The organism is Streptomyces sp. NPDC005925 (genome assembly GCF_040638805.1).
Lineage (GTDB): Bacteria > Actinomycetota > Actinomycetes > Streptomycetales > Streptomycetaceae > Streptomyces.
On record NZ_JBEXVL010000017.1, the window covers coordinates 43990 to 66612 of the forward strand.

Here is a 22623-nt window from a genome sequence, read left to right on the forward strand (position 1 = left end):
GACAACACCGCCCCCACCCGTCCCAGAGGCCGCAACAGCCGCGCCCCGCCCACACGAACACCGAACAAGGAGCCAGGCCATGAGCACCCCTGTGCGCGCATTCGTAGTGAACACCCTGGAGGCCATGAACCTCGACACCTCCGACGTGACGGACAGCACGCCGATCGGCGACGGTGGCATGGAGCTGGAATCGCTCACCACCGCCGAACTCGTCATGCAGGTCGAGGAGGAGTACGGGGTCAAGTTCTCCGACGACGACGTCGAAGGAATGCAGACCATGACCGTCGGCGACTTCGTCGCAGAGGTCGAGCGGCGCCTGACGCAGGTCGCGGCCGAGGCGGGCTCGGCATGAGCGGCCCCGCTCTCGCGCCCGGCCGCGAGGACGTGATCGCCCTGCTGGCCGAACAGGGCGAGTGCGCCCCGGAAGCCGTGGGCGAACGGATCGACTCGCTGCAACTGGCATGGCTCGTGCATGCCGTCGAGGAGCGGTACGGCGTCCGGCTCGACCTCGACGACGACGAGCTGGAGGCCATGGACACCGTCGAGGGCGCCGTGGCCGTGCTGGGGACCGCCATGACCGGCGCGGCACCCGACAGGGGCGCCACATGACCGGCCCGGACCGGGACGTCGTCATCACGGGGCTCGACGTCGTCAGCGCCTTCGGCCGCGGAACGGACGCCCTCCGGCAGGGGCTGGCCACCGCCCGGGCGGCGTTCGCCCCGGTCGGCCGGTTCGCGACGGACCGGTACCGCACCGGCGTCGCCGCCGCGCTGCCGGAGGCGACCGACCTCGACGAAGAACTGCGCCGGGTCGTGACCGGGGCCTGCGACCAAGCCGGTCTCAGCGCGGCGGAACGGGCGGAGGCACCCCTGCTGCTGGGCCGCCACGCCGACCCCGCCGTCGCCCGCAGGCCGCTGTCCGCCCAGGGGAAGACGGCCATCTCGGACACCGCGGCCCACCTGGCGCACGGCTGCGGGCTGCGCGGTGCCGCACGGACGTACACCAACGCCTGCGTCGCCGCGAGCACCGCGCTCTCCGAGGCCGCCGTGCGGATCCGCGGCGGCCGGGAGGACCGCGTCGTGGTGTCCGCCGGCTACCTCGTCGACGAGGACAACTTCGCGCTGTTCTCCGCCGGGCGGGCGCTGGCCCCCGACGGCGTCCTGCGGTCCTTCAGCGCCGGGCGGCGCGGACTCCTGCTCGGCGACGGCGTGGCCGCGGTGGTCCTGGAGTCCCGGGCGGGGGCCGCCGCGCGCGGGGCGCACCCGCTCGCGGTGCTGTCCGGCTGGGGCCTGGCCGGCGACGCCTACCACGTGTGCCAACCGCACCCGGAAGGCCTGGGCATGGCCCGCGCGATCGGCGCCGCCCTGGCCAAGGCCGGACTGGAGCCCGGCGACATCGGCTACGTCAACGCCCACGGCACCGGCACGCCCCACAACGACGCGGCGGAGACCGCCGCCCTGCGCCGGGCCCTCGGGAACGCGGCCGACACCACACCCGTGAGCTCCACGAAGTCCCTGCACGGCCACGCCCTGGAGGCCTCCGGAATGCTCGAACTCGCCGTGAGCGTCCTGGCGTTGCGGCACGGCGAGCTGCCGGTGAACGCCGGCTACGCGGGACCCGACGACAACTGCCGCCTGGACCTCGTCCTCGACGAGCCCCGCCGGGCCGACCCACGGCACGTCCTCAGCCTGAACGCCGCCTTCGGAGGAGCCAACACGGCCTTGGTGGTGAGCGCGCCATGACCCACTCCCCGCACCTGGCGGACACAGAGATCCTGGCCCGGGGCAACTGGCCCGGCCCGGCCGACACCGGACCACCACCGCCGCTCACCGGGTTCGTGGTGTCCGGGTTCAGCCCGATGGCCGCGGCGGCCGCCGACCGCTGCCTGGAACAGGTCCACGGAGCACCCCGGACGCAGGACGGGACGATGCGGCGACGGGCGGAACGCACCGCGATCGTGCTGGGCAGCCGGGGCGGCGACCTCGAGACCCACACCGCGACCGCCGCCGCCGTGGACGCGGGCAAGGCCGCCGCGCCCCTGCTGTTCTTCCAGTCCGTGCCCAACGCGGTGGTCGGACACGTCGCCAAGCGCTGGGGGCTGGCCGGTCCGGTGATCTGCTTCAGCCCCGACGACACGCTCGGCGACCCGCTCGGCGAAGCCGTGGACGTCGCCCGCTCCCTGGTCGCCGGGGGCGACGCCGACGAGGCGCTGGTGCTGCTCGTGGAGCAGATCGGCCCGGACGGCGAGGCGGGCGGTGCCCGAGCCCTGCTGGTACGGCCCGCCCCGGGCGCCGGGGAGGTCACGTCGTGAACCGGCCGCACGAGGTCTGGGTCACCGGCATGGGCCTGGTCACCCCCCTGGGGCTCGGTGTGTCCGCGTTCGCCGACGGGCTGGCCGGGCAGCGGTCCGGGCTGCGCCGTCTGGACGGGGAGGAGTGGGCCGCGACCGGAGCCGACGTGGCCGGCGTCGCCCCCGACATCCCCGCCACCGACGTCCTGCCCCGCACCGAGGCCCGCTCGGTCGACCGGTTCGTGCTGATGGCCCTGGCCGCCGCCGACGAGGCACTGCGGCACAGCAGGCTGACCATCGGCCGGGACGTGGCCGCGGAGCGCACGGCGGTGGTGGTCTCCACCGGCGCTGGCGGTCTGGGCACGTACGAGGAGCAGGCCGTCGGGCGGGCCGCTCGCGGCCGGGTCGCCGTCAGCCCGTATCTGCTCCCCGGCATGCTGCCCAACATGGCGGCGGCGCGCATCGCCATCCGCCACGGCGTCCGCGGAGTCAGCAGCTCCATCGCGACGGCCTGCGCGTCGGGTGCCATGTCGGTGGCCGAAGGGCTGCGGCTGATACGCGAGGGCGTCGCGGACGTCGTGCTGTGCGGCGGCACGGACACCGCGCTGGCTCCCTCGGTGGCCACCTCCTTCGGCAACGCCCGCGCCCTCGGACGGGCCGGGGAGGGCGACCCCGCGGCGGCCAGCCGCCCGTTCGACAGGGACCGCGGCGGGTTCGTCCTGGCCGAGGGCGCGGGCATCCTCGTCCTGGAGCGTGCCGGCCACGCCCGCGCCCGGAACGCCACCCCGCACGGGCAGGTGCTCGGGTGGGGCGCGACCACCGACGCCCACCACCCGACCGCCCCCCTGCCGGACGGGTCCGGCGCGGCGGCGGCGATGCGCCTGGCCCTGGCCGACGCGGGCCTGTCGGCCGGGGACGTCGGCTACGTCAACGCCCACGGGACCGGGACAAGGACCGGGGACGTGGCGGAGGCGCGGGCCATCCGCGCCGTCTTCGGCGACGACGGTCCGCCGGTCAGCTCGGTCAAGGGCGCCATCGGGCATCTGCTGGGCGCGGCCGGGGCCGTGGAGGCGGCGGCGACGGTGCTCGCGCTGCGCGACGGCAGCCTCCCGGCGACGGCGAACCTCGACCATCCGGACCCGGAGTGCGCGCTCGACCACATCCGTGGCGCGCCCCGGGCGGCGGCCCCCGAAACAGCGGTGTCCAACTCCTTCGCGTTCGGTGGCCACAACGTGAGCCTCGTGTTCGGACGGCCCCGGGGAACGGCCTGACGCACCTCGTATCCACCCACTCCCACCCCGGAAGGACAAGGACACCGTGACCAGTTCCGCACCCCGGCCGCCCGGACCGGCAAGCCCGGACGAGTCGCCCGCCGACCTGCTGCGCCAGTTCTGGTGGCTGCACGACGCCCGCTGGTACCAGGGGGTCGCGAAGCGCTTCGGCCAGGAAGCGGCCAACGAGATCAACGCCGAGGCGATGCGGTTCGTCGCCCGGCGGATCGCCGCCGCCTACGCGCGGGAGAACGGGCTGGGTCCGGGGCTCTCCGCCGCCGAACTGGCCTCCGCGCTGACCGGCATCTCGCACCTGATGACCGGCAACGCCGTGGAAGCCGCCAACAAGGTCACCGGCGAGGAGTCCTGGGAGACGGTGGTCTCGCGCAATTTCGCCCTGGAGATGCTGGCGCGGGCCGGGACGCTGGAGGGCTACGACTGTCCGTGTCCGCAGATGCGGGAGGGCTGGTTCGACGGCCTGCGGACCGAGGTCCGCGACCGGCGTGTGGAGTGCATGCGCACCGGCGGCACCGCCTGCCGCTTCCAGTCCTGCACGGTGCCCCGGGGCTCCGGCGACGCCGCCGCGGAGCGTGCGCTGTGACGGCCCGGACCGCGAACGCGCCCGCCGCGTACGTCACCAGCGCCGTCGCGCAGTTCACCGGGTGGGGCGACGGCACGGCTCTCGTCCACGGCGAGCGGAGCATGAGCTTCCGGGAACTGCTCTCGCTGACCCACCGCACGGCCCGGGTCTTCCGGGACCGCGGCCTGGGCCGGGGGGACGGGCTGGTGCTGCTGGCCGCCAACCCGCTGGAGATGACGGCCGTGGGGCTGGCCGCACACATCCTCGGCATCTGCTACACGCCGGTGTACGCGAGCGGCGGCGCCCGGACGACCGAGCACATCCTGCGCGACGCCGCCCCGAGCGCCGTGGTCGTCGCCGGCGCCGGACCCGCCGGGACGGCGCACCGCACCCTCGAGGCCGCACGCGCGGCCGGGGCGCGGCTGCTGTTCACCCTCGGGCCGTGCACCGACCCGCAGGTGACGGACCCGCAGGTGACGGACCTGCTCGCCGCGGCCGGCGACCAGACGGACGACCCCGTCCCCGTGGCGGCCCAGGAGGACGACGTCGCCCGGGTGCTGTACACGGGCGGCACCACGGGACAGCCCAAGGGCGTGGCGTACACCTTCGGCGCGCTCGCCGCGGCCGCCGGAGCCTGGGCGGGGGCCGCGCCGCCGCCGGGGCTGCGGTTCCTGGCGATGACGCCCATGGCGCACGCCGCGGGAGCGATCGCGTTCGGTCTGCTGCGCCACGGGGTGAGCGTCGAACTGTTCGACGGCTTCGACGCCGGCGTGCTGCTGCGCCGGGTGGCCCGGGCGTCCGACGCCGGGCGACTGGTCAGCACGTACCTGTACCCGCCGTACCTCTACCGGCTCCTGGACCACCCCGAGCTGCCGCACACGGACCTGAGGGGCCTCGCCTCCCTCAGCTACGGCAGCGCCCCCGTGGCCCCGCACCGGCTCGCCGAGACGGTGCGGCTCCTCGGCCCGCGGCTGCGCCAGAGCTACGCGCTGACCGAGGCCATCGCGATCACCGGCCTGGGCCCGGAGGACCACGCCCTGGCCGCGGCGTCCCGGCCCGAGCTGTTCTCGTCCGTCGGCCGTGCGGTGCCCGGCGTGACCGTCCGGATCACCGGGGCGGACGGCCACCCGCTGCCGCCCGGTGCGGAGGGCGCGGTCGAGGTGTCGGGCCCCACGGTGATGGCGGGCTACTGGCAGCGCCCCGACCTGACCGAGCAGGTGCTGCGACGCGGCCGGCTCCGCACCGGCGACCTGGGGCGGCTCGACGAGGACGGTTACCTCTACCTGACCGGGCGGGAGAAGGACCTGGTCATCGTGGACGGGACGAACTGCCATCCGCAGGCCGTGGAGGACGTGCTGACGGCCCACCCGGCCGTCCGGAACGCCGCCGTCGTGGGAGTTCCCGACGCGCGCACGGGCGAGGCGCTGCTCGCCGTGTGCGTCCCGGCGCAGGACGCCCCGGCCGACGTCGAGGACACCCTGCGCGCCCTGGTCCGCGACGCCCTGGGGCCGGCCCACGTGCCCGGACGGTTCGCGTTCGTCACGGACATTCCGACGGCGTCGTACGGCAAGCCCGACAAGGCCGCGCTGCGCGCCCTGTACTCACCCGACGGCCCGGCACCCGCCGACCCGGCACCCACCGGCCCGACACCCACCGGCCCGGCACCCACCGGCCCGACACCCCTCAGGAGCGAGGCATGAACACCGAGGCCAAACCGTGGAGCCGCCCCGCGCAGCCGCTGGGCCTGGAAGGCTGGCTGGAGTCCCTGCGGAACCTGCTGGTGATCCCGCAGGACCTGCGCGACGAGTGGGTGACGCGGGCCGGTGCGCTGGAGATGCTCCAGTGCGGGCCGGACACCCTCGACCTGCTGCTGCGGGAGGGCCTGCCGCACGGCGGGGAGCCGGGGGCCGAGCTCTTCGACCGGTTCGACCTGGTGAACCTCGCGCTCTACTCGGGGTCGGGCACGTCCGTGCCCGAGAAGACGATGCGCTTCGCGCTGCGCTGGATGCACGCCGACCCGGGCACCCTGTTCCGGCCCCAGCGCTGGGACTGCTCGGTGGCGCTCACACCGCCGGCCGGTGAGGAGGACGCCGACCCGGCGCACATGGAGTGGAACCTGGCCACGCCCCGCCCCGAGCTGCACGGCGGCTGGGTCGAGTCGCTGTCCGTCGGCCCGGAGGGTGCCGTCCGGGGTGACAAGGACATCACCGTGCGCGGCACGACCGGGCTGACGGCGTCCGGGGTCGTCGTGACGTCGGGCGAGCGGCGTGAGATCCGCTCGCGGACGCTGCGCGAGATCGTGACGTCGTTCGGGCCGGACCAGTTCCGCTGGGGCCGCATGCCCGAGGAGATGCAGTGGCGCAAGGACGTGGTCCTGTCCCAGGGCTACGCCCCCTGCATCTCGGTGTGCCTGGAGCTGACCGAGCGGTGCCGGGCCGCCGGCTTCGAGGCGCGTACCCGGCGCGGCTGGATCATGGGCATGCTCGACCTCGCCCACTCGTGGCTGGAGGTCGTCGACGAGGACGGCCTGGTCAAGACCGTCGACCCCGCCTTCGTGATCCTGGCCGGGCACCACGCCGAGATGCCGCATCCGGCGGTCGCGGAGGCCTTCAACGGCTCGCTGCTGAACCGTCTGATGCCCACGGACCACCACGCGGACGAACCCGTGAACGGATACCGCCGCGACGGCAGGTTCATGCACCCGCGCCACCAGACCGACATCCAGCTCTCGGCGGAGCAGCCCGCCCTGTCCGAGGCGAACGGTGCCGGTAACGGCGCCGACGAATAAGGGAGGAAGACCCATGGCCGTACTACAGGCCGACGAGCAGCTGCAGACCATACTCGACCGGCTCGTGTCGATGTCCGAGCGGGACTACTACGACCCCTACAAGCTGTTCCAGTGGCCCGACTCACTGCCCGAGAACCAGTACTGGATGTCACCGGAGCTGATGTCCGTCCACGGGACCAAGGTGGCCGAGTCGTTCACCGAGGAGCAGATGTGGGCGATCAGCAAGTGGGAGAGCGTCAATTTCTACAGCCTGAACGTCGACGGCATCCGTGACCTGATCACGGAGATCATCGCGCGCATCCACACCAAGGACTTCGCCGTCTCCTCCGAGTACTTCCACCACATGATCGGCGAAGAGAACGAGCACATGTGGTTCTTCGCCACGTTCTGCCTGAAGTACGGCGGAAAGGTCTACCCCGACAAGGGCGTCCAGCTGGAGATGAAGTCCGAGGGCGAGTCGGCCCACTTCCTCGTCTTCGCACGGCTGCTGCTCTTCGAGGAGATCGTCGACTTCTTCAACAAGAGGATGGGCGACGACGAGCGGCTGCACCCGACCGTCCGGCAGATCAACGCGATCCACCACCAGGACGAGTCCCGGCACGTCGCCTTCGGACGGCAGATCGTCTCCCTGCTGCACCGGCAGCTGCGGGAGAAGCTCGGCAAGGAGGAACTGGCCGAGCTGGAGCTGTACCTCAAGCGGTACCTGCGCAAGTCCGTGGACGGCCTGGTGAACCCGCACGCCTTCAAGGACGCGGGCATCCCCAACCCGTACCAGGTGCGCAACGAGGTGCTGGCCGACCCGGCCTTCCACGAGCTGGAACGCAAGATGCTCAAGCGCTCGATGAGCTTCCTGGTGAGCGAGGGCATCTTCACCGACGACGTCCTGCCGCGCTCATGAGCGATGTGGAGCAGCAGACCTCGGCCGGTGTCGACGCGGTGGTCCGGTACCTGCTGAAGAAGCGCCCGGACCTCACCTCCATCGACCCGGAACTCGACCTGGTCGAGAACCGCATCCTGGACTCGCTCGGCTTCGTCGACTTCCTCTACGTGCTGGAGGAGCAGACGGGCGAGGAGATCCTGATGGAGAACGTGCGGCCGTCCGACTTCCGCACGATCAACGCCATTCGAAGGAGGTTTTTCCATGAGCCCGACCAGTCCGGGCACTGAGGCGGGTCGTACGGCCGCGATCCGGGGCGGTCTCGCCACCATGGGGCCCGGAGCGCTCCGGCTGCGGGCCGCGCTCGAGGCGGTGTTCACCCGCTGGGCGGCCGAGGCCGGTGCCGACGAGGTCCAGTACCCGCCGCTGATGCGGGTCGAGGACCTGCACCGGCTCGACTACTTCCAGAACTTCCCCCACCTGGCGATCCTCGGGGCGGCCCTGACACAGGAGGCTGCCCCGGAGTACGCCACGGGGAAGCCGAGGCCGCCGGCCGTGCCGGCCGGTCAGCTGACCGAGGCGGCGTACGCGCTGCCGTCCGCCGCCTGTTACAACATCTACCTGGACGCGGCGGGCCGGACGCTGGACGGCGCCCACAAGGTGACCACCGTCGCCACCTGCTTCCGCCGCGAGGACCACTACGACGGCCTGCGGCGGCTGCTGGGCTTCAGCATGCGGGAGATCGTCTGCGTGGGCGGGCGGGACGAGGTGCTGGACCACCTCCAGGTGTTCCGCAAGCGGGTGTCGGGCTTCCTGGCGGACCTCGGGCTGCCGGTCGAGATCCAGTCCGCCACCGACCCGTTCTTCGACGCGAGCGCCGGAAGGGCCCTGATGGCGCAACTCTTCCCCGTCAAGGAGGAGTTCGTCTTCGACGGTTCCCTGGCCATCGGGTCGCTCAACTTCCACCGCAACTTCTTCGGCGAGCGCTGCGAGATCCGCACCGCGGACGGCGAGCCGGCGTTCACCGGTTGCGTGGCCTTCGGGCTGGAACGCTGGATCAGCGCGCTGACCTCGCACTTCGACATGACCGAGGACGAGCTGGCCGACCGGGTTCAGGCGGTCGGCCGGTAGTGACACACGGCGGATCGGACGCGGCGCCCGACGTCCCGGCGCACGACGCCGTCGGCTGCGTCTGCGGCGTCGGCGGGGGTGGCCCGAGTCCGGTCACCGGCCTGGCGGCGCACGTCCCGGACGGGGCCGGCGGCATCCACGCGTGGTGGGCCGACGGGCGTGGTCTGACGGCCGAGGTGGTGGCGGAGCTCGCCGCCACCACGCTTCCCCCGCACGAGCGCCGGCGGTACGACGCCGTGTCCGATCCGCTGGGCAGGACCGAGTTCGTGCTGGCACGGTGGGTGCTGCGCGGTGCGCTGGGCCGGGTGCTCGGCCTGCCGCCCGACCGGGTCCCGCTCGCCGTGGACGGCGCCGGGCGGCCCTGGACGGCCGGCGAGCCGGACGTGGACGTGAACGTCGCGCACACCGCCGGCCTGGTCGCCGTCGCCGTGGGGACGGGGCTCGCTCCCGGTACCCGCGTCGGCGTCGACATCGAGGCGATACGGCCGGTGCCCCGGGCCGACGTGCTGGCCCGCCGCCTGTTCTCCCCTGCCGAACGCGCCCTCCTGGACGCGGCCCGGGGCCCGGCCGAGGACGCCGCCTGGCTGGACATCTGGACCAGGAGGGAGGCGTACGTGAAGGCCCTGGGCACCGGGGTCCTCACCCTCGCCGACGCTCCGGAACAGGGCGTCGGCCACGCCTGGCATCCCCTGCGGCTGCCGTGCGGTTTCACCGGGGGCCTGGTCGTCGTGCCACCGGCCGGACGGGCAGGCCCCCCTCCATTCCCCCACCCCTTCCCCCTCTCCTCCGATGCACAAGGAGCACTTCCATGACCTCCGAGAACGCCGTCGACCAGCTCGCCGTCACCACGGTGGGCGGGCCCACCGTGGTCATCGACCTCGGCGGGCTGCGGTTCGTGACCGACCCGACGTTCGACGCCGCCGACACCGCCTACAGCATGGGCCCGGTGGCCCTGCGCAAGCTGACGGACCCGGCGCTCACCCCGGACGAGGTCGGCGACGTGGCGGCCGTTCTGCTGTCGCACGACCAGCACCCCGACAACCTCGACGGAGCCGGCCGCGCCTTCCTCAAGGCGGCGCCGCTGGTGCTCACCACCGAGCAGGCCGCCGAGCGGGTCGGCGGCACGGGCCTCGCCCCCTGGGCCGAGCACGTGCTGCGGCGCCCCGACGGCGGCCGGGTGGTCGTCACCGCCGTCCCGGCCCAGCACGGCCCGGACGGGACCGAGCAGATGCTCGGCACCGTCACCGGCTTCCTGCTGACCGGCGAGGGCCTGCCCTCGGTGTACGTCAGCGGTGACAACGTGTCCCTGGAGCCGGTGCGCGCGCTCGCGGAGCGCCTCGGCGGGGACGGCGTGGACCTGGCGGTGCTGCACATGGGTGCCGCGCAGCTCGCCCCGTTCGGTCCGACCCTGCTGTCGATGACCGCGGACCAGGCCGCGGAGGCCGCCCGGCTGCTGGACGCGCGCAAGGTGCTCGCCGTGCACCACGACGGCTGGGAGCACTTCACGGAGGGCCAGGACGCCGTCGCCGCGTCCTTCGCCAAGTCCCTGGGCGCGGAGCGGCTGGTGACACCGGGAGCGGGCAGCCGCGTCGCGCTGTGACGCGCCGGCCGGGCTGACACGCCGTGTCCCGGCAAGGCTGCTGCCCCGGCCCCCGCGAGGGGACCGGGGCAGCAGCCTGACGCGCCCGTCAGGCGCCCACGGCGTGATAGCCGCCGTCGACGTGCACGATCTCGCCCGTGGTCGCCGGGAACCAGTCGGACAGGAGCGCCACGCAGGCCCGGGCGGTGGGTTCGGTGTCGGAGACGCTCCAGCCCAGCGGCGCTCTCGCGGCCCAGTCGTCCTGGGTCCGGGCGAGGCCGGGGATGGCCTTGCCGGCGGTGGTCCGCAGCGGACCGGCGGCCACCAGGTTGGTCCGGATGCCGCGTGGGCCGAGCTCCTGCGCGAGGTAGCGATTGGCCGACTCCAGGGCTCCCTTGGCCACGCCCATCCAGTCGTAGGCGGGCCAGGACTTCGTGGCGTCGAAGGTGAGGCCGACGACCGAGCCGCCGTCCCCCATGAGGGGGAGCAGGGACACGGCGAGCGACTGGTAGGAGTAGGCGGAGGTGTGGACCGCGGTGGCCACGTCCTCCCAGGGCGCGGTGAGGAATCCGCCGAGGCAGCTCGGCGGGGCGAAGGCGACGGAGTGCAGCACGCCGTCGACGCCGCCCAGGTGTTCGCCGACCGTGTCCGGGAGCCGTTGCAGGTGCGCCGGGTCGGTCACGTCCAGTTCCACGACCGGCGGCTTCTCCGGCAGGCGCCGGGAGACCAGTTCGACCAGGGACATCCGGCCGTAGCCGGTGAGCACGATCCGGGCGCCCTGCAGCTGGGCGAGGCGGGCGACGGCGAACGCGATCGACCGCTCGGTGATCACACCGGTGATCACCAGGCGCTTGCCGGCGAGCAGGCCGGTGCCCCCGGCGGCCGGACGGGCGCCGAGGGCCGGACGGTCGCGGGGGGCGGGGGTCGTCGTGGTCATGCGATCAGTGCCCCATTCCGAGGCCGCCGTCGACCGGTATCACCGCGCCGGTGACGTAGCCGGCCCGTTCCCCGGCGAGCCAGGAGACCGTGGCGGCCACCTCCTCGGCGCTGCCCGCCCGGCCCGCCGGGATCTCCTTGAGATGCGCCTCCTTGCGGGCTGCGGGCAGGGAGGCGGTCATGTCGGTCTCGATGAGGCCGGGTGCCACCACGTTCACGGTGATGCCGGCGACGGCGCACTCGCGGGCCATCGAACGGGCCATGCCGACCATCCCGGCCTTGCTGGCCGCGTAGTTGACCTGACCCGGGTTGCCACGCAGCCCGGCGACGGACGACAGGAACACGATGCGGCCCCACCGGGCCCTGAGCATTTTGGGCAGGGCACGCCTGGCGCAGCGCCAGCCACCGGTGAGATTGGTGTCGAGGACCCGCGAGAATTGCTCTTCCCGCATACGCAGCATGGGCCGGTCGTCGGTGATTCCGGCGTTGGAGACGAGAATCTCGACTGGGCCGAGTTCTTGCTCCACGGCGGTGAATGCCGCGTCGACCTGTTCCGGATCGGAGACGTCGCAGCGGACGCCCAGCATTTTCCCGTCCGGTGGCTCATTGCGATAGGTGACGGCCACTCGGTCGCCTTTGCCGAGGAATTCCTCGGCAATGGCCCGGCCGATTCCTCTGTTGCCCCCTGTGACCAGCACTGTGCGTGGCAACCACATGCTCCGTTCCCGCTCGGTTCCTGTGTGCGGCACCCGTCGCTGAATCAGCTCTGGATCTGGGTGCTCTGGAATTCCTTCATGTAGTAGACGTCGTTGATCCGCACCGCGGTCCAGGAGACGATGATGCGCTGGCCGATCGGCACCTGCTCCGGGTCGGTGTAGGTGTCGCCGGGCAGGAGCAGGCCGCCGAGCCCGTCGATCACGGCCGTGCCGCTGGACAGGCAGCGCACGCTGAGCGGCTTGCCGATCATCCGGGTGCCCTTGAGCGGCCCGCCGAAGGCCGCCTTGTAGTAGCTGGCTATCGCACTGCTGCTGGTGAGATAGACGCCATTGTTCGGAATCATGTGGCCGTCGGTGGTGAATTGCGCGGCCACGCCGCTCGCGTCACCCTTGTCCCAGGCCGCAAAGAGTCTGTGCGGGACGTCCAGAATGGCGGGCTGCGTGGGCGAGCAGCTCGTGTCCTTGATGCTGGTGCTGGGCGAATCGGCGGCATTCGCCGCCGTCGTCACCCCGGCCAGCAGGGCGAGCGAAATGGCGGACAGCACGATGTTGCGGATACGGCTCATGGTTCCCCCCGTTGTTTCCCCTGGCGAGATTGTTTCTGCAGTCTAGAGGTGGCCCGTTGGAATGGGAAGTTTTTGGCCAGATCAATCGCCAGGAGTTTCGTCTGCGGTGAAGTGTGGAATTACCCGCGAGTCGGAATTCCGCTCTCCGTTTTACCCCCGCGTTCCCCGTCCCGGTGTCCTGCCTACGGGGCGTTCCCCGTCTCCGGCGCGCCGTCGGTGCCTGCCACGCGCTCCACGCGCACGGACACCCCGTTGAAGACGGCCGTCCCCGACAGCGGGTCCACCGTCGCGCCGTCGGTGAGGGCGTTGACGCTCACCCCCGGCTCGGTGGCCGCGTGCCGGAGCCGGGTGCCCTTCCGGCCGTGGCCCCAGCCGTAGGGCAGGCTCACCACGCCGTCGCGCAGCCGGTCGGTGGGCTCCGCCGGCACCACCACCTCGCCGACCCGGCTGCGGACGCGGACCTGGTCGCCCGCGGCGATGCCGAGGCGGCGGGCGTCCTCCTCGCTGATCTGCAGGGTGCAGCGGTTCGTGCCGCCGGACAGCGAGGGGATGTTGTGGGACCAGCTGTTGACGGACTTCAGCTGCCGGTGCGACACGAGCACCAGACCGCCGTCGTGGAGGTCCCGCATCCGCGCGGCGAGCCGGGGCAGGTCCGCGGTGACGGCTGGCGGGCACACTTCCACCAGGCCGGAGGCGGTCATCACCACCTCGCGGCGGCGGGGCCGCAGCGGCCCGAGGTCGATCCCGTTCGGGGAGTCCTTCAGCCGGGACAGGCTCAGGCCGTCCGCGCGCGCGCCGAACAGGTCACCGGCAGGGCCCAGCCGGAGCATCAGGTCGAGCCGGCGTTCCAAAGCGTCGTCCCCGTCCAGCTGTTGTTTCAGCGTGGCCGGTTCGCGTCCTCTCAGCGGGGTGCCCGGACGGGCGCAGGCCGCCCTGAGGGTCAGGTCGATCAGCTGCTCGTCCACCTGCTCCGGATCGGCGTCGGGTCCTGCGCCGGAGGCGATGAGGACCAGCCGGGCGAGGATCTCCGCCTCGCTGGGCCGGCCCGGCTCCAGGTCACGCAGCGGTGCCGAGAAGCGGGCGTTGCGACGCACCGAACGACTGGCCAGGACCACGTCGTAGTGCGGCGACTGCAGGGGGCTCGGCGGCGGCAGGATGACCGACGCGTGCCGGGTGGTCTCGTTCAGGTAGGGGTCGACGCAGACCATGAAGTCCAGGCCGGGCAGCGCCCGGTCCAGCCGTTCGCCCTGCGGGGCCGCGAGAACCAGGTTCCCGGCGATGCAGACCAGGGCCCGCACCTGGCCCTCGCCGGGCGTCTCGATCTCGTCCGCGAGGGTGGCGGTGGGCAGTTCGCCGTTGACCTCCGGCAGGCCCCGGACCCTGCTGTGCAGGCGGCCGGTGCGGAACGGCTCGGCGGGGCGGCGCGTGGCGTGCGGCGCCTCGCCGAAGAGGACTCCGCCGGGACGGTCGAAGTTGCCGGTGATGATGTTCACGACGTCCACCAGCCAGCTGGTGAGCGTGCCGAACTCGGTGGTGCAGGTGCCGAGCCGGCCGTAGACGGCGGCCGTGGGCGCCGCTGCCAGGTCGCGGGCGAGCCGGCGCACGGTCGGGGCCGGGACCCCGCAGGCGTCGGCGACCTCGTCGGCGCCGAAGTCCTTCACCAGGCCGGCGAGTTCACCGAATCCGGCGAAGCCCTCGCCGGGGTCGGTCGCCAGGTCCTCGTCGAGCAGGGTGTGGACGATGGCGAGCAGCAGCAGGGCGTCGGTTCCCGGCCGGAGCGCGACGTGTTCGTCGGCGAGGTCGGCGGTGCGGGTCCGGCGCGGGTCGACGACGACCAGGCGCCCGCCCCGGGCCTTGAGGGCCTTGAGCCGCCCGGGCAGGTCCGCCACCGTCCACAGGCTCCCGTTGGACTCCGCCGGGTTGGCGCCGAGGACGAGCAGGTGGTGGGTGCGGTCGATGTCCGGCAGCGGGAAGGCGAGCGGATCTCCGTACATCCATCCGCAGGCCACGCTCTTGGGCATGGTGTCGAGCGTGGTGGACGAGTAGATGTTCCGGGTGCCCAGCCGCTCCCGCAGCACCAGCATGTACAGCGGAAGTGCCAGGGTGTGGATGACGGGGTTGCCCATGTAGAGGGCCACGGCGTCACGGCCGTACCGGTCCGTCGTGGCCCGCAGACCGCGGTCCACGGCCTCGAAGGCCTCCGCCCACCCCACCTCGTCGAAGCCGCCGTCGGGCCGGCGCACCAGCGGCGCGGTCAGCCGGTCGGGGTCACTGTCGAACCGGCCCAGCGAGGCGCCCTTCGCACAGAGGTAGCCGTGGCTGAAGACGTCGTCCGGGTTGCCCCGGACACGGGTGACGTGTTCGTCCGACATGGTGACGCTCAGGCCGCAGGTGGCCTCGCACAAGGGGCACACGCGTGCCGCTGTTCGACCCAATTCTGTCCCCCGCACAGTTGATCGACTGCGCGCAGTTAACCAGAAGGCCGAACGCGCCGTCCCGACTTCCGCAAAAGAACGGCACGCGGTCCGCTGTGCGGCCCGAGCGTCGGCCCGCTACATGTTGATCATGTGTCCGGCCAGGCCGTGAACGGCCTCCTTGACCGCCTCACCGAGCGTGGGGTGCGCGTGGACGTTGCGTGCGATCTCGTGGACGGTCAGGTCCCACTGCTGGGCCAGCGTCAGCTCGGGCAGCAGTTCGGTGACCTCGGGGCCGATGAGGTGGGCGCCGAGCAGTTCGCCGTGCGTGCCGTCGCTGACGATCTTCACGAAGCCGACGGCGTGTCCCAGGCCGTGCGCCTTGCCGTTGGCCGTGAAGGGGAACTTGGCCACCTGGACGTCGAAGCCACGCTCGCGTGCCTGGGCCTCCGTCCAGCCGAAGCTGGCGATCTGCGGCTGGCAGTAGGTGGCCCGCGGAATCATGGTGTAGTCCAGCTCCATGGTCTCCGCGTCCGCGATGGTCTCGGCGGCCACGATGCCCATGGACTCGGCGGCGTGGGCCAGCATCAGCTTGGCCGTGACGTCCCCGATCGCGAAGATGTGCGGCACGTTGGTGCGGCAGCGCCCGTCGATGTCGACGGCGCCGCGCTCGGTGAGACGGACACCGGTGTTCTCCAGGCCGTAGCCCGCGACGTTCGGGGCGAAGCCGATCGCCTGGAGGATCTTGTCGGTCTCCAGGGTCCGCCGCTCGCCGCCCTTGGCGATGGTCACCCGGACCCGCTCGCCGGAGTCGTCGATGCTCTCCACGGCGGTCCCCGTCAGGACCTCGATGCCGAGCTTGCGGTAGTGCCTGGCGAGTTCCCTGGAGATCTCCTCGTCCTCCATCGGGACCATGCGGTCGAGGTACTCGACCATGGTCACGTCCACGCCGTAGCTGCGCAGCACGTAGGCGAACTCGACGCCGATCGCTCCCGCGCCCGCGATGACGATGCTGCGGGGCAGCGTCTCGCTGAGGATCTGGCTCTCGTAGGTGACCACCCGGTCCGACAGGGAGGTGCCGGGCAGCAGCCGGGGGCTCGCGCCGGCCGCGAGGATGCAGTGGCCGAAGGTCACGGTCTCCGTGCGGCCGTCGGAGAGGGCCACCTCCAGGGTGTGGGCGTCGGTGAAGGTGCCGCGCCCGTCGAACTGGGTGATGGCGTTCTTCTTCATCAGATAGTGAACGCCCTTCACCCGGCCGTCGGCGACCTTGCGGCTGCGCTGGTACGCGGCTCCGAAGTCGACCGACACCTCGCCGCCCACATGAATCCCGTAGGCCTTGGCTTCGTTCGCCACGAACTGCACCATTTCGGCGTTGCGCAGCAGGGCTTTGGAGGGGATACATCCGACGTTGAGGCACACGCCGCCCCAGTACCGTTCCTCGACGACGGCGACGGAGAGGCCGAGTTGCGCGCTCCGCACCGCTGCCGTGTAGCCGCCGGGTCCCGCTCCCAGAACAAGTACGTCAAAGTGTTGGGTCACAGGGGAACTGTCGTCCCGTCGGGGCGGGCAATCAACCGTGTCGGTGTGGGCACGGGCTGTGATGTTGCCCTCACCGATCACCCCGGGCGGCTGAGGGGCCGGATCGCGTTCCGCTCCCGGCCGGTTCCGGGTGGCCTCCCCGTGACATGGCATCAGGCGGCCGGGCGCCGTCCCGCACCGGCGGGTCCGTGGCTCCTAGGCTGTTTCCGTGTACGCCATCAAGGTCGTCCTGGAGCCTGAAGAGAGCACTCCTGTCATGGAGCAGCGCGCCTGCGACGTGGCGGCCTCCCTGCTCCGGGGCGACCCGCAGCGGGGGGCGGAGCACATCACCCTGGTCTCGAGCCCTCCCCGTGTCGTGGCGATGACCTTCGTGTCGGCCCGAGACCTGCTGGAGGCGGAGTGTCTGGCCCTCACGGCATGGACCGCGTGGCTCACCCGGACCTGGCCGACGGGGTGGCGGCTCTACTCGTGCGCGGGCGATCTGCCGCTCGGGGTCATGGCGGCCGCGGAACTGTACTCCGACCCCCCGTACGACGGTACGGCCTGAGCAGACGGGTGGACGCGGCGCGGCGCAGCGCCGCCTCCGGCGCCCGGCGAGTGCGTCGGAGGCGGCGCTTTCGCCGTGCGGTGCCCTACCGGGAGCCGCGGGGGCGTGGCAGGGGGTCGGGGAGGGCCTTCAGGTCCCGTTTGCCGTTGTGGCTGGTCGGGATGGCGTCCACCTCGACGAGGTGCTGCGGGACCATGTACGCGGGCAGCTCGGCGGCGAGTGCCTCGCGCAGGCGGTCGCGCGTGTAGGCGGGGCCGGGGACCACGTACGCGACCAGTGCCGGGTGGCCCGCCCTGTTCGCCGTGGTGGTGACGGCGCAGTCGAGGACGTCGGGGCAGGTGGCGGCGACGTGCTCGATCTCGCCCGGTTCGATGCGGTAGCCGCGGATCTTCACCTGGGTGTCGATGCGGCCGAGGTACTCGAGGGTGCCGTCGTCCAGCCAGCGGGCCAGGTCGCCCGTCCGGTACAGGACGCCGTCCTCCTCGAAGGGGTTCGGGACGAAGCGTTCCCGGGTGAGGTCGGGGGCGTTGAGGTAGCCGCGGGCCAGGCCGGTGCCGGCGATGCACAGCTCGCCGGGGGTGCCGACGGGGGCCAGGGCGCCCGAGCGGGTCCGGATGTAGACGCGGATGTTGTCGATGGGGCGGCCGATCGGGACGGACCGGGTGGTGTCGACGTCGCCGCACGGCCGGCAGGTGACGTCGACGGCGGCCTCGGTCGGGCCGTAGAGGTTGACCAGTTCGGCGAAGGCGCCCAGACGCCGCGAGAAGGTCTGCGCGTGGCTCGCCGCGAGCGCCTCGCCGCTGGCGAACACCCGGCGCAGCGAGGAGAGGTCCCCGGTGTCCTGGGTGAGGGCGGTGTACTGCAGGAAGGCGTGCAGCATCGACGGCACGAAGTGCATGGTGGTGACCCCGGCCCCGGCGATCCGCCCGGCCAGGCGCCGCGGGTCACGCTCGTCACCGCCGGGCAGGGTGGCCACGCGGGCCCCGGCCAGCGACCACCAGAAGATCTCCCACACCGATACGTCGAAGGTGATCGGCGTCTTGTGCAGGATCACGTCGTCCGGGCCCAGCGGGTAGGCGCGCTGCATCCACCACAGGCGGTTGACGATGGCCCGGTGCTCGACCATGACCCCCTTGGGACGGCCGGTGGAGCCGGAGGTGTAGATGACGTACGCCAGGTCCTCCGGGCCGCTCAGGGCGGGCAGGTCGGCGGGGTCCGCGGTCTCGGTCTCCGGGTCGGTCACGGCGACGGTCCGCCGGCCGGTGACCACGTGCGCGGTGTCGTCGGCGACCACGACCAGCGACGTACCGCTGTGGTCGAGGATGTAGCCGACGCGGTTGGCGGGGAGGGCCGGGTCGATCGGCAGGTACGCGCCGCCCGCCTTGAGGACGGCGTACACCGCGACCAGCATGCCCGGTGAGCGGGGGACGCAGACGCCGACGACGTCGCCGGCGCCGACACCGCGCGAGCGCAGCACCCGGGCCAGGCGGTTGGCCGCCGCGTTCAGGGCGGCGTAGGTCGTGCCGTCGTCGGCCAGGGCCACCGTGTCGGGCGCTTCGGCGGCGCGTTGCTGGAGGAAGCTGTGCAGGGTGCGGTCGGCGGGGAAGTCCGCGGTCGTGGCGTTGAACTCGCCGGTGATGCGGGCGCGTTCCGCGTCGGCCGGGGCGAGGAGGGCGGCGAGGGGCTGCGCCGGGTCCTTGAGCAGCAGGCCGAGCAGGTCCGCGAAGGACTCGGCGAGACGCCGGGCCGTGTCCCGCGAGAACAGCCGGGCGTCGTAGGCGAGGTGGACACCCGGGGTGCCCTCCGGCCCGCTGTCCGGTGTCAGGTGCAGGTCGAGCAGGAGGGGGCAGCCCCGGGCGTCGGCGTCGTCGGTGGTGAGGTCCGCGCCGACGGCCAGCATGAGGTCCGTGGGCCGGATGCCGTCCGCGTCCAGCAGGGTGTGCGGGGGGACGTCCAGGTGGGCGGAGGCCGTCACGCAGGCCTCGTGCACCGCGTCGAGCAGGTCGTGTCCGGTGGCCGCGGCCGTCAACGTCGCGGTGACGGGGACCGCCAGGGTCTCGTCCGGACGCGCGACGGGGGACAGCGGGACGAACACCGTCACCTCGTCCCGGTCGGTGGCGCGGGCGGCGAGCAGGGCCAGGACCGCGGCTCCGAGGGTCCGCGTCCGCAGCGGCTCGGCGCGGGTCAGGTCGCGGGCGGCGGAGAGGGTCGCGCCGGGGAGCGTCGCGGTGACGGTGGGGCGGGCCGCGGCGTGTTCCCGCAGGTGGTCGCGGACGAGCGCGGTGGGTTCCGCCCAGGCGGTGCGGTGCCGTTGCCAGAACGACGTGGACCCGGGGGCGTCCTGCCGGCCGGGCTCGGGTTCGAGGGCGTTGCTCACGAGGCGTCCTAGGAGGAGTTCGGGGCCGTCGAAGCCCCCGAGGGCTCCTCGGCGTGGCGCGGACGGGAGGACTCACCGGTGCGGTGCGGTGGGGCCGCGGTGCGGAGGGCAAGGCTCCGGGGCCGCGGAGGCGCCGCGGGACGTGGCATGCGCGCGGAATGGGCACGGGCCTGTGGGAGCCGTCCGAAGCCCTTCAGGAAAAACCTACGGAAGTGATGCGCGCTCACCGCCCGCGAGGGGATGCGGAGAAAATGAATCGATTCGGAAGAGCTGTCAATTCGGCATGGCTGTCAGTTTGTGGGGGCTGTCAGAAAATCGGTTTCGTTGCGGCCCTCATTTTGAACGGTTCCGGGCGCTGCGTCACTCTTTCCGGCTGGCACCTGTAGGCCATGGCCGTCACAGGCCACGTACGAGCGGCCCTCATGGCGGTCACCTGTGCTTTTGTTGCGTGCCGGTCGGCGCCGGGGCGTACTGGAGGGCGCACGGACGGCCGCCGTATGGCATGTGGCGGCCATGGCCTGGAGGTGCCAGTCGAAACGAGTGACGCCGCGTTATTCGGGGGCCAGGATGGGCCCACCGGCCGGGGTGCGGCACGGCGGACGGGAATTCCGTCCATTGCCGCCCGTCCATCTGTGCGACGTAGAGGGTGAATCCGTACATGAAGAATGTCCTCCGGGCGACGCTCCTTTCCGTACTGGTCGCCCATTCCGTGGTCGCCCTCGCATCGGCGTCCGCGGCCCAGACGTCCACGTCCGCCGCCGTTGTCCGGGCGGAGACGGCCGGCGGGACCGCCCAGCGGGCAGTGCTCGACAACTGGGCCTGGGACTGACCGGCCCCCGCACGGACCGGCACCGGGAACACACCGACAACACTGGGGGTACGCACGTGGTGGCCGCTGGCTTGGAAGCCCGCTCCGCGGCGACGGACGGCACGGCGACGGACGGCGCGGCAGCGGGACGGAAAGTCCTGCTCATCGGCTGGAGGATCACCACTCTGGCCGCGCTGAGGGGGCTCGGCGCCCGGGTGTGGTGCGTCGCCACGCCGGACGTCTACGCGCGGTTCGGGCACCAGGCGGACGTCGAGGGCGCCGTGCTCGTCTCCGACTGCGCCGACGTGGAGGAGATCCTCTGCGCACTGCGGCGCGCGGGACTGGGCCCCGAGGACTTCGACGTCGTGTGCAGCCAGCAGGAGTTCTCCCTGGTCGCCACCGCGCTCATCGCGGGCGACGCGAGCCCGATCCGGCCCCGGACCGCGGTCATGCTGCGGGACAAGTACCTGCAGAAGCGGCGCATCGCGGAGGCCGGACTGCCCGTGGCGGGCTGCCGGATCCTGTCGGACGCCGACGCGCTGCACGGCGTACGCGGCGAACTGCCCGTCGTGATCAAGCCCATCCTCGGAGCCTCCTGCGCGCACACCTACGTCGCCCGCGACGAGCGGCAGCTCGACGACGCGCTCGGCGGGTTCCGTGCCGACGGCTTCACCGGTCCCTTCCTGGTCGAGGAGTTCGTCACCGGGGCCGAACACCACGTCGACGGCATCGTGCGCGACGGTGAACCGGTCTTCCTCGGCATCAGCCGCTACCTGCAGAACGTCATCGAGCTGCGCTCCGGCGCCGTCTCCGGGAGCGTCGCGCTCGCCCCCGCCGCGTACGGCGCGCTGTACGAGAAGGTCGGCTCCCTGGCGCGGACCGCCCTCGACGCCCTCGGGCACCGGGACGGCGTCTTCCACATGGAGGTCTTCGCCGACGGCGACCGGGTCGTGTTCAGCGAGTGCGCCGGACGCGTGGGCGGCGGCCCCATCGACCAACTGGTCCGGGCGCACTTCGGCGTCGACCTGCACCTGGAGTGGGCGAAGCTCGTCTTCGGCGAGGAGCCGTCCGCGCCGGTGCGGGCGTCCGACGAGGTCCACGGGTACGTGCTGCTGATGGCGCCCGGCGCCGGCACGGTGCGCCGCATTCCGAGTGCCGAGGAGATGCGCGCCCGGGACGGGGTGGTCTTCGGCCGCCCCATGGTCCGGCCCGGCCATGTGATCACGGCGCCCACCGCCGCCTCCGACGTGCACGTCGGTGAGGCCGTGGTGCGCGGCGCCACCGAGGACGACGTCGTCAAGCGGCTGCACGAGATCAACGAGTGGTTCCGGGCGAACACCGACCTGGACTGAGCCACCGGCCCTCTCCACGAACGACCACCCCACCACCCAAGACAGCGAAGCGAGTGCGGGAAGCATGGATCAACTGGTGCTCATCACCGGCGCCGCCGGGAACATGGGCCGGATGCTGCGGGACGGGCTGCGGCGGCCGATGCGGCTCACCGACAGCGTGCCCGAGGAGGGCTGCGCGCGGGCGTCCGTCACCGACCTGGACGCGATGCGGGCCGCGATGCGCGGAGTGTCCGCCGTCGTGCACTTGGCCGGCATCACCGACGAGGACACCTGGGAGCGCATCGTCGACGTCAACGTCGACGGCACGCGCACGGTGCTGGAGGCCGCCCGGCTGGAGGGCGTGCGCCAGGTGGTGCTGGCGTCCAGCAACCACGCCGTGGGATTCCAGGAGCGGGGTACGGGCGAGCTGCCCGGCGACGTGCCGGCCCGCCCGGACACGTACTACGGCTTCAGCAAGGCGGCCGGGGAGGCGCTCGGCGCGCTGTACCACGACCGGTTCGGCATGAACGTCGTCTGCCTGCGCATCGGCACCTGCTACGACAAGCCGTTCGACGTGCGCTCCCTGTCGACCTGGCTGTCCCCCGCCGACGCCGTACGGCTGGTGGACGCGGCGCTCGACGCCGAGGGCTACCACCTCGTGTGGGGCGTCTCCGACAACACGCGGCGCTGGTGGTCGCTGGAGACGGGCAAGAAGATCGGCTACGAGCCGCAGGACGACGCGGAGGTGTTCGCCGCGGAGATGGAGGCGAAGGCCGCCGGCGACCGGGCGGCCGACCTGGGCGGGCGTTACGTGGGTGGCTTCTTCTGCGCGCTGCCCCTGGGGCAGCCCCCCGTCGGCTGAGGCGGGCGACG

Annotated in this window: 23 protein-coding genes; 17 read left to right on the forward strand and 6 right to left on the reverse strand. The window is 72.6% G+C overall.

What is annotated here, in order from left to right:
* The first annotated feature begins 79 nt into the window (after nt 1-79).
* Genes ABZ354_RS19930 through ABZ354_RS19990 form a run of 13 tightly spaced genes read left to right on the forward strand, consistent with a single transcriptional unit; the run spans nt 80 to nt 10537 of the window.
* Nucleotides 80-352: an acyl carrier protein gene (locus ABZ354_RS19930; protein WP_358658440.1), complete on the forward strand. Its 273-nt coding sequence runs from the start codon at nt 80-82 to the stop codon at nt 350-352.
* Nucleotides 349-609 (forward strand): acyl carrier protein, encoded by a 261-nt coding sequence (locus ABZ354_RS19935; RefSeq protein ID WP_358658442.1) that lies wholly within the window; start codon nt 349-351, stop codon nt 607-609. The genes ABZ354_RS19930 and ABZ354_RS19935 overlap by 4 nt, the downstream gene beginning before the upstream one ends.
* Nucleotides 606-1742: a beta-ketoacyl synthase N-terminal-like domain-containing protein gene (locus tag ABZ354_RS19940; RefSeq protein ID WP_358658443.1), complete on the forward strand. Its 1137-nt coding sequence runs from the start codon at nt 606-608 to the stop codon at nt 1740-1742. The genes ABZ354_RS19935 and ABZ354_RS19940 overlap by 4 nt, the downstream gene beginning before the upstream one ends.
* On the forward strand, nt 1739-2311 hold the full coding sequence (locus ABZ354_RS19945; RefSeq protein WP_358658445.1) for a hypothetical protein: 573 nt from the start codon (nt 1739-1741) through the stop codon (nt 2309-2311). The genes ABZ354_RS19940 and ABZ354_RS19945 overlap by 4 nt, the downstream gene beginning before the upstream one ends.
* Entirely contained in the window at nt 2308-3561 is a 1254-nt protein-coding gene (locus ABZ354_RS19950; RefSeq protein WP_358658447.1) for a beta-ketoacyl-[acyl-carrier-protein] synthase family protein, read from the forward strand. The genes ABZ354_RS19945 and ABZ354_RS19950 overlap by 4 nt, the downstream gene beginning before the upstream one ends.
* Nucleotides 3562-3607: 46 nt before the next feature.
* Nucleotides 3608-4162: an L-2-amino-thiazoline-4-carboxylic acid hydrolase gene (locus ABZ354_RS19955; protein WP_358658449.1), complete on the forward strand. Its 555-nt coding sequence runs from the start codon at nt 3608-3610 to the stop codon at nt 4160-4162.
* On the forward strand, nt 4159-5841 hold the full coding sequence (locus ABZ354_RS19960; protein WP_358658451.1) for an AMP-binding protein: 1683 nt from the start codon (nt 4159-4161) through the stop codon (nt 5839-5841). The genes ABZ354_RS19955 and ABZ354_RS19960 overlap by 4 nt, the downstream gene beginning before the upstream one ends.
* Complete coding sequence (locus ABZ354_RS19965) at nt 5838-6929, forward strand: hypothetical protein (protein ID WP_358658453.1); 1092 nt, start codon at nt 5838-5840, stop codon at nt 6927-6929. The genes ABZ354_RS19960 and ABZ354_RS19965 overlap by 4 nt, the downstream gene beginning before the upstream one ends.
* Nucleotides 6930-6942: 13 nt before the next feature.
* Nucleotides 6943-7827 (forward strand): diiron oxygenase, encoded by an 885-nt coding sequence (locus ABZ354_RS19970; RefSeq protein WP_358658455.1) that lies wholly within the window; start codon nt 6943-6945, stop codon nt 7825-7827.
* On the forward strand, nt 7824-8096 hold the full coding sequence (locus ABZ354_RS19975; RefSeq protein ID WP_358658457.1) for an acyl carrier protein: 273 nt from the start codon (nt 7824-7826) through the stop codon (nt 8094-8096). The genes ABZ354_RS19970 and ABZ354_RS19975 overlap by 4 nt, the downstream gene beginning before the upstream one ends.
* Entirely contained in the window at nt 8071-8937 is an 867-nt protein-coding gene (locus ABZ354_RS19980) for an aminoacyl--tRNA ligase-related protein (RefSeq protein WP_358658459.1), read from the forward strand. Before ABZ354_RS19975 ends, ABZ354_RS19980 begins: the two co-directional genes overlap by 26 nt.
* Nucleotides 8937-9749 (forward strand): 4'-phosphopantetheinyl transferase superfamily protein, encoded by an 813-nt coding sequence (locus ABZ354_RS19985; RefSeq protein WP_358658461.1) that lies wholly within the window; start codon nt 8937-8939, stop codon nt 9747-9749. The genes ABZ354_RS19980 and ABZ354_RS19985 overlap by 1 nt, the downstream gene beginning before the upstream one ends.
* Nucleotides 9746-10537 (forward strand): MBL fold metallo-hydrolase, encoded by a 792-nt coding sequence (locus tag ABZ354_RS19990; protein ID WP_358658463.1) that lies wholly within the window; start codon nt 9746-9748, stop codon nt 10535-10537. Before ABZ354_RS19985 ends, ABZ354_RS19990 begins: the two co-directional genes overlap by 4 nt.
* Before the next feature lie 88 nt (nt 10538-10625).
* On the opposite strand, the gene fabI is transcribed toward ABZ354_RS19990, so the two are convergent.
* The 5 genes from fabI to lpdA form a co-directional block, all read right to left on the reverse strand.
* Nucleotides 10626-11453, reverse strand: a complete 828-nt coding sequence (gene fabI, locus ABZ354_RS19995; protein ID WP_358658465.1) for an enoyl-ACP reductase FabI — start codon at nt 11451-11453, stop codon at nt 10626-10628.
* A gap of 4 nt (nt 11454-11457) precedes the next feature.
* Complete coding sequence (gene fabG, locus ABZ354_RS20000; RefSeq protein WP_358658467.1) at nt 11458-12162, reverse strand: 3-oxoacyl-ACP reductase FabG; 705 nt, start codon at nt 12160-12162, stop codon at nt 11458-11460.
* Between the two features lie 50 nt (nt 12163-12212).
* Nucleotides 12213-12734: an SgcJ/EcaC family oxidoreductase gene (locus tag ABZ354_RS20005; RefSeq protein WP_358658469.1), complete on the reverse strand. Its 522-nt coding sequence runs from the start codon at nt 12732-12734 to the stop codon at nt 12213-12215.
* A 182-nt stretch (nt 12735-12916) separates the two neighbouring features.
* Nucleotides 12917-15169, reverse strand: coding sequence for a molybdopterin dinucleotide binding domain-containing protein (locus tag ABZ354_RS20010; protein WP_358658471.1), 2253 nt, complete (start codon nt 15167-15169; stop codon nt 12917-12919).
* 117 nt (nt 15170-15286) lie between these two features.
* Nucleotides 15287-16687 (reverse strand): dihydrolipoyl dehydrogenase, encoded by a 1401-nt coding sequence (lpdA, locus tag ABZ354_RS20015; RefSeq protein WP_358658473.1) that lies wholly within the window; start codon nt 16685-16687, stop codon nt 15287-15289.
* A 208-nt stretch (nt 16688-16895) separates the two neighbouring features.
* Between lpdA and ABZ354_RS20020 the strand changes: the two genes are divergently transcribed.
* The gene (locus ABZ354_RS20020; protein WP_358658475.1) at nt 16896-17234 is read left to right on the forward strand and encodes a hypothetical protein; all 339 of its coding nucleotides are present in this window, start codon (nt 16896-16898) and stop codon (nt 17232-17234) included.
* 85 nt (nt 17235-17319) lie between these two features.
* On the opposite strand, the gene ABZ354_RS20025 is transcribed toward ABZ354_RS20020, so the two are convergent.
* Nucleotides 17320-19611, reverse strand: coding sequence for an amino acid adenylation domain-containing protein (locus ABZ354_RS20025; protein ID WP_358658477.1), 2292 nt, complete (start codon nt 19609-19611; stop codon nt 17320-17322).
* A gap of 658 nt (nt 19612-20269) precedes the next feature.
* Between ABZ354_RS20025 and ABZ354_RS20030 the strand changes: the two genes are divergently transcribed.
* From ABZ354_RS20030 to ABZ354_RS20040, 3 genes are all read left to right on the forward strand, one after another.
* Nucleotides 20270-20440, forward strand: coding sequence for a hypothetical protein (locus ABZ354_RS20030; protein ID WP_358658479.1), 171 nt, complete (start codon nt 20270-20272; stop codon nt 20438-20440).
* A 71-nt stretch (nt 20441-20511) separates the two neighbouring features.
* A complete protein-coding gene (locus ABZ354_RS20035; RefSeq protein ID WP_358658481.1) occupies nt 20512-21771 on the forward strand; it encodes an ATP-grasp domain-containing protein in 1260 nt (419 codons plus the stop codon).
* Between the two features lie 64 nt (nt 21772-21835).
* Nucleotides 21836-22612: an NAD(P)-dependent oxidoreductase gene (locus ABZ354_RS20040; RefSeq protein WP_358658483.1), complete on the forward strand. Its 777-nt coding sequence runs from the start codon at nt 21836-21838 to the stop codon at nt 22610-22612.
* Nucleotides 22613-22623: the final 11 nt, after the last annotated feature.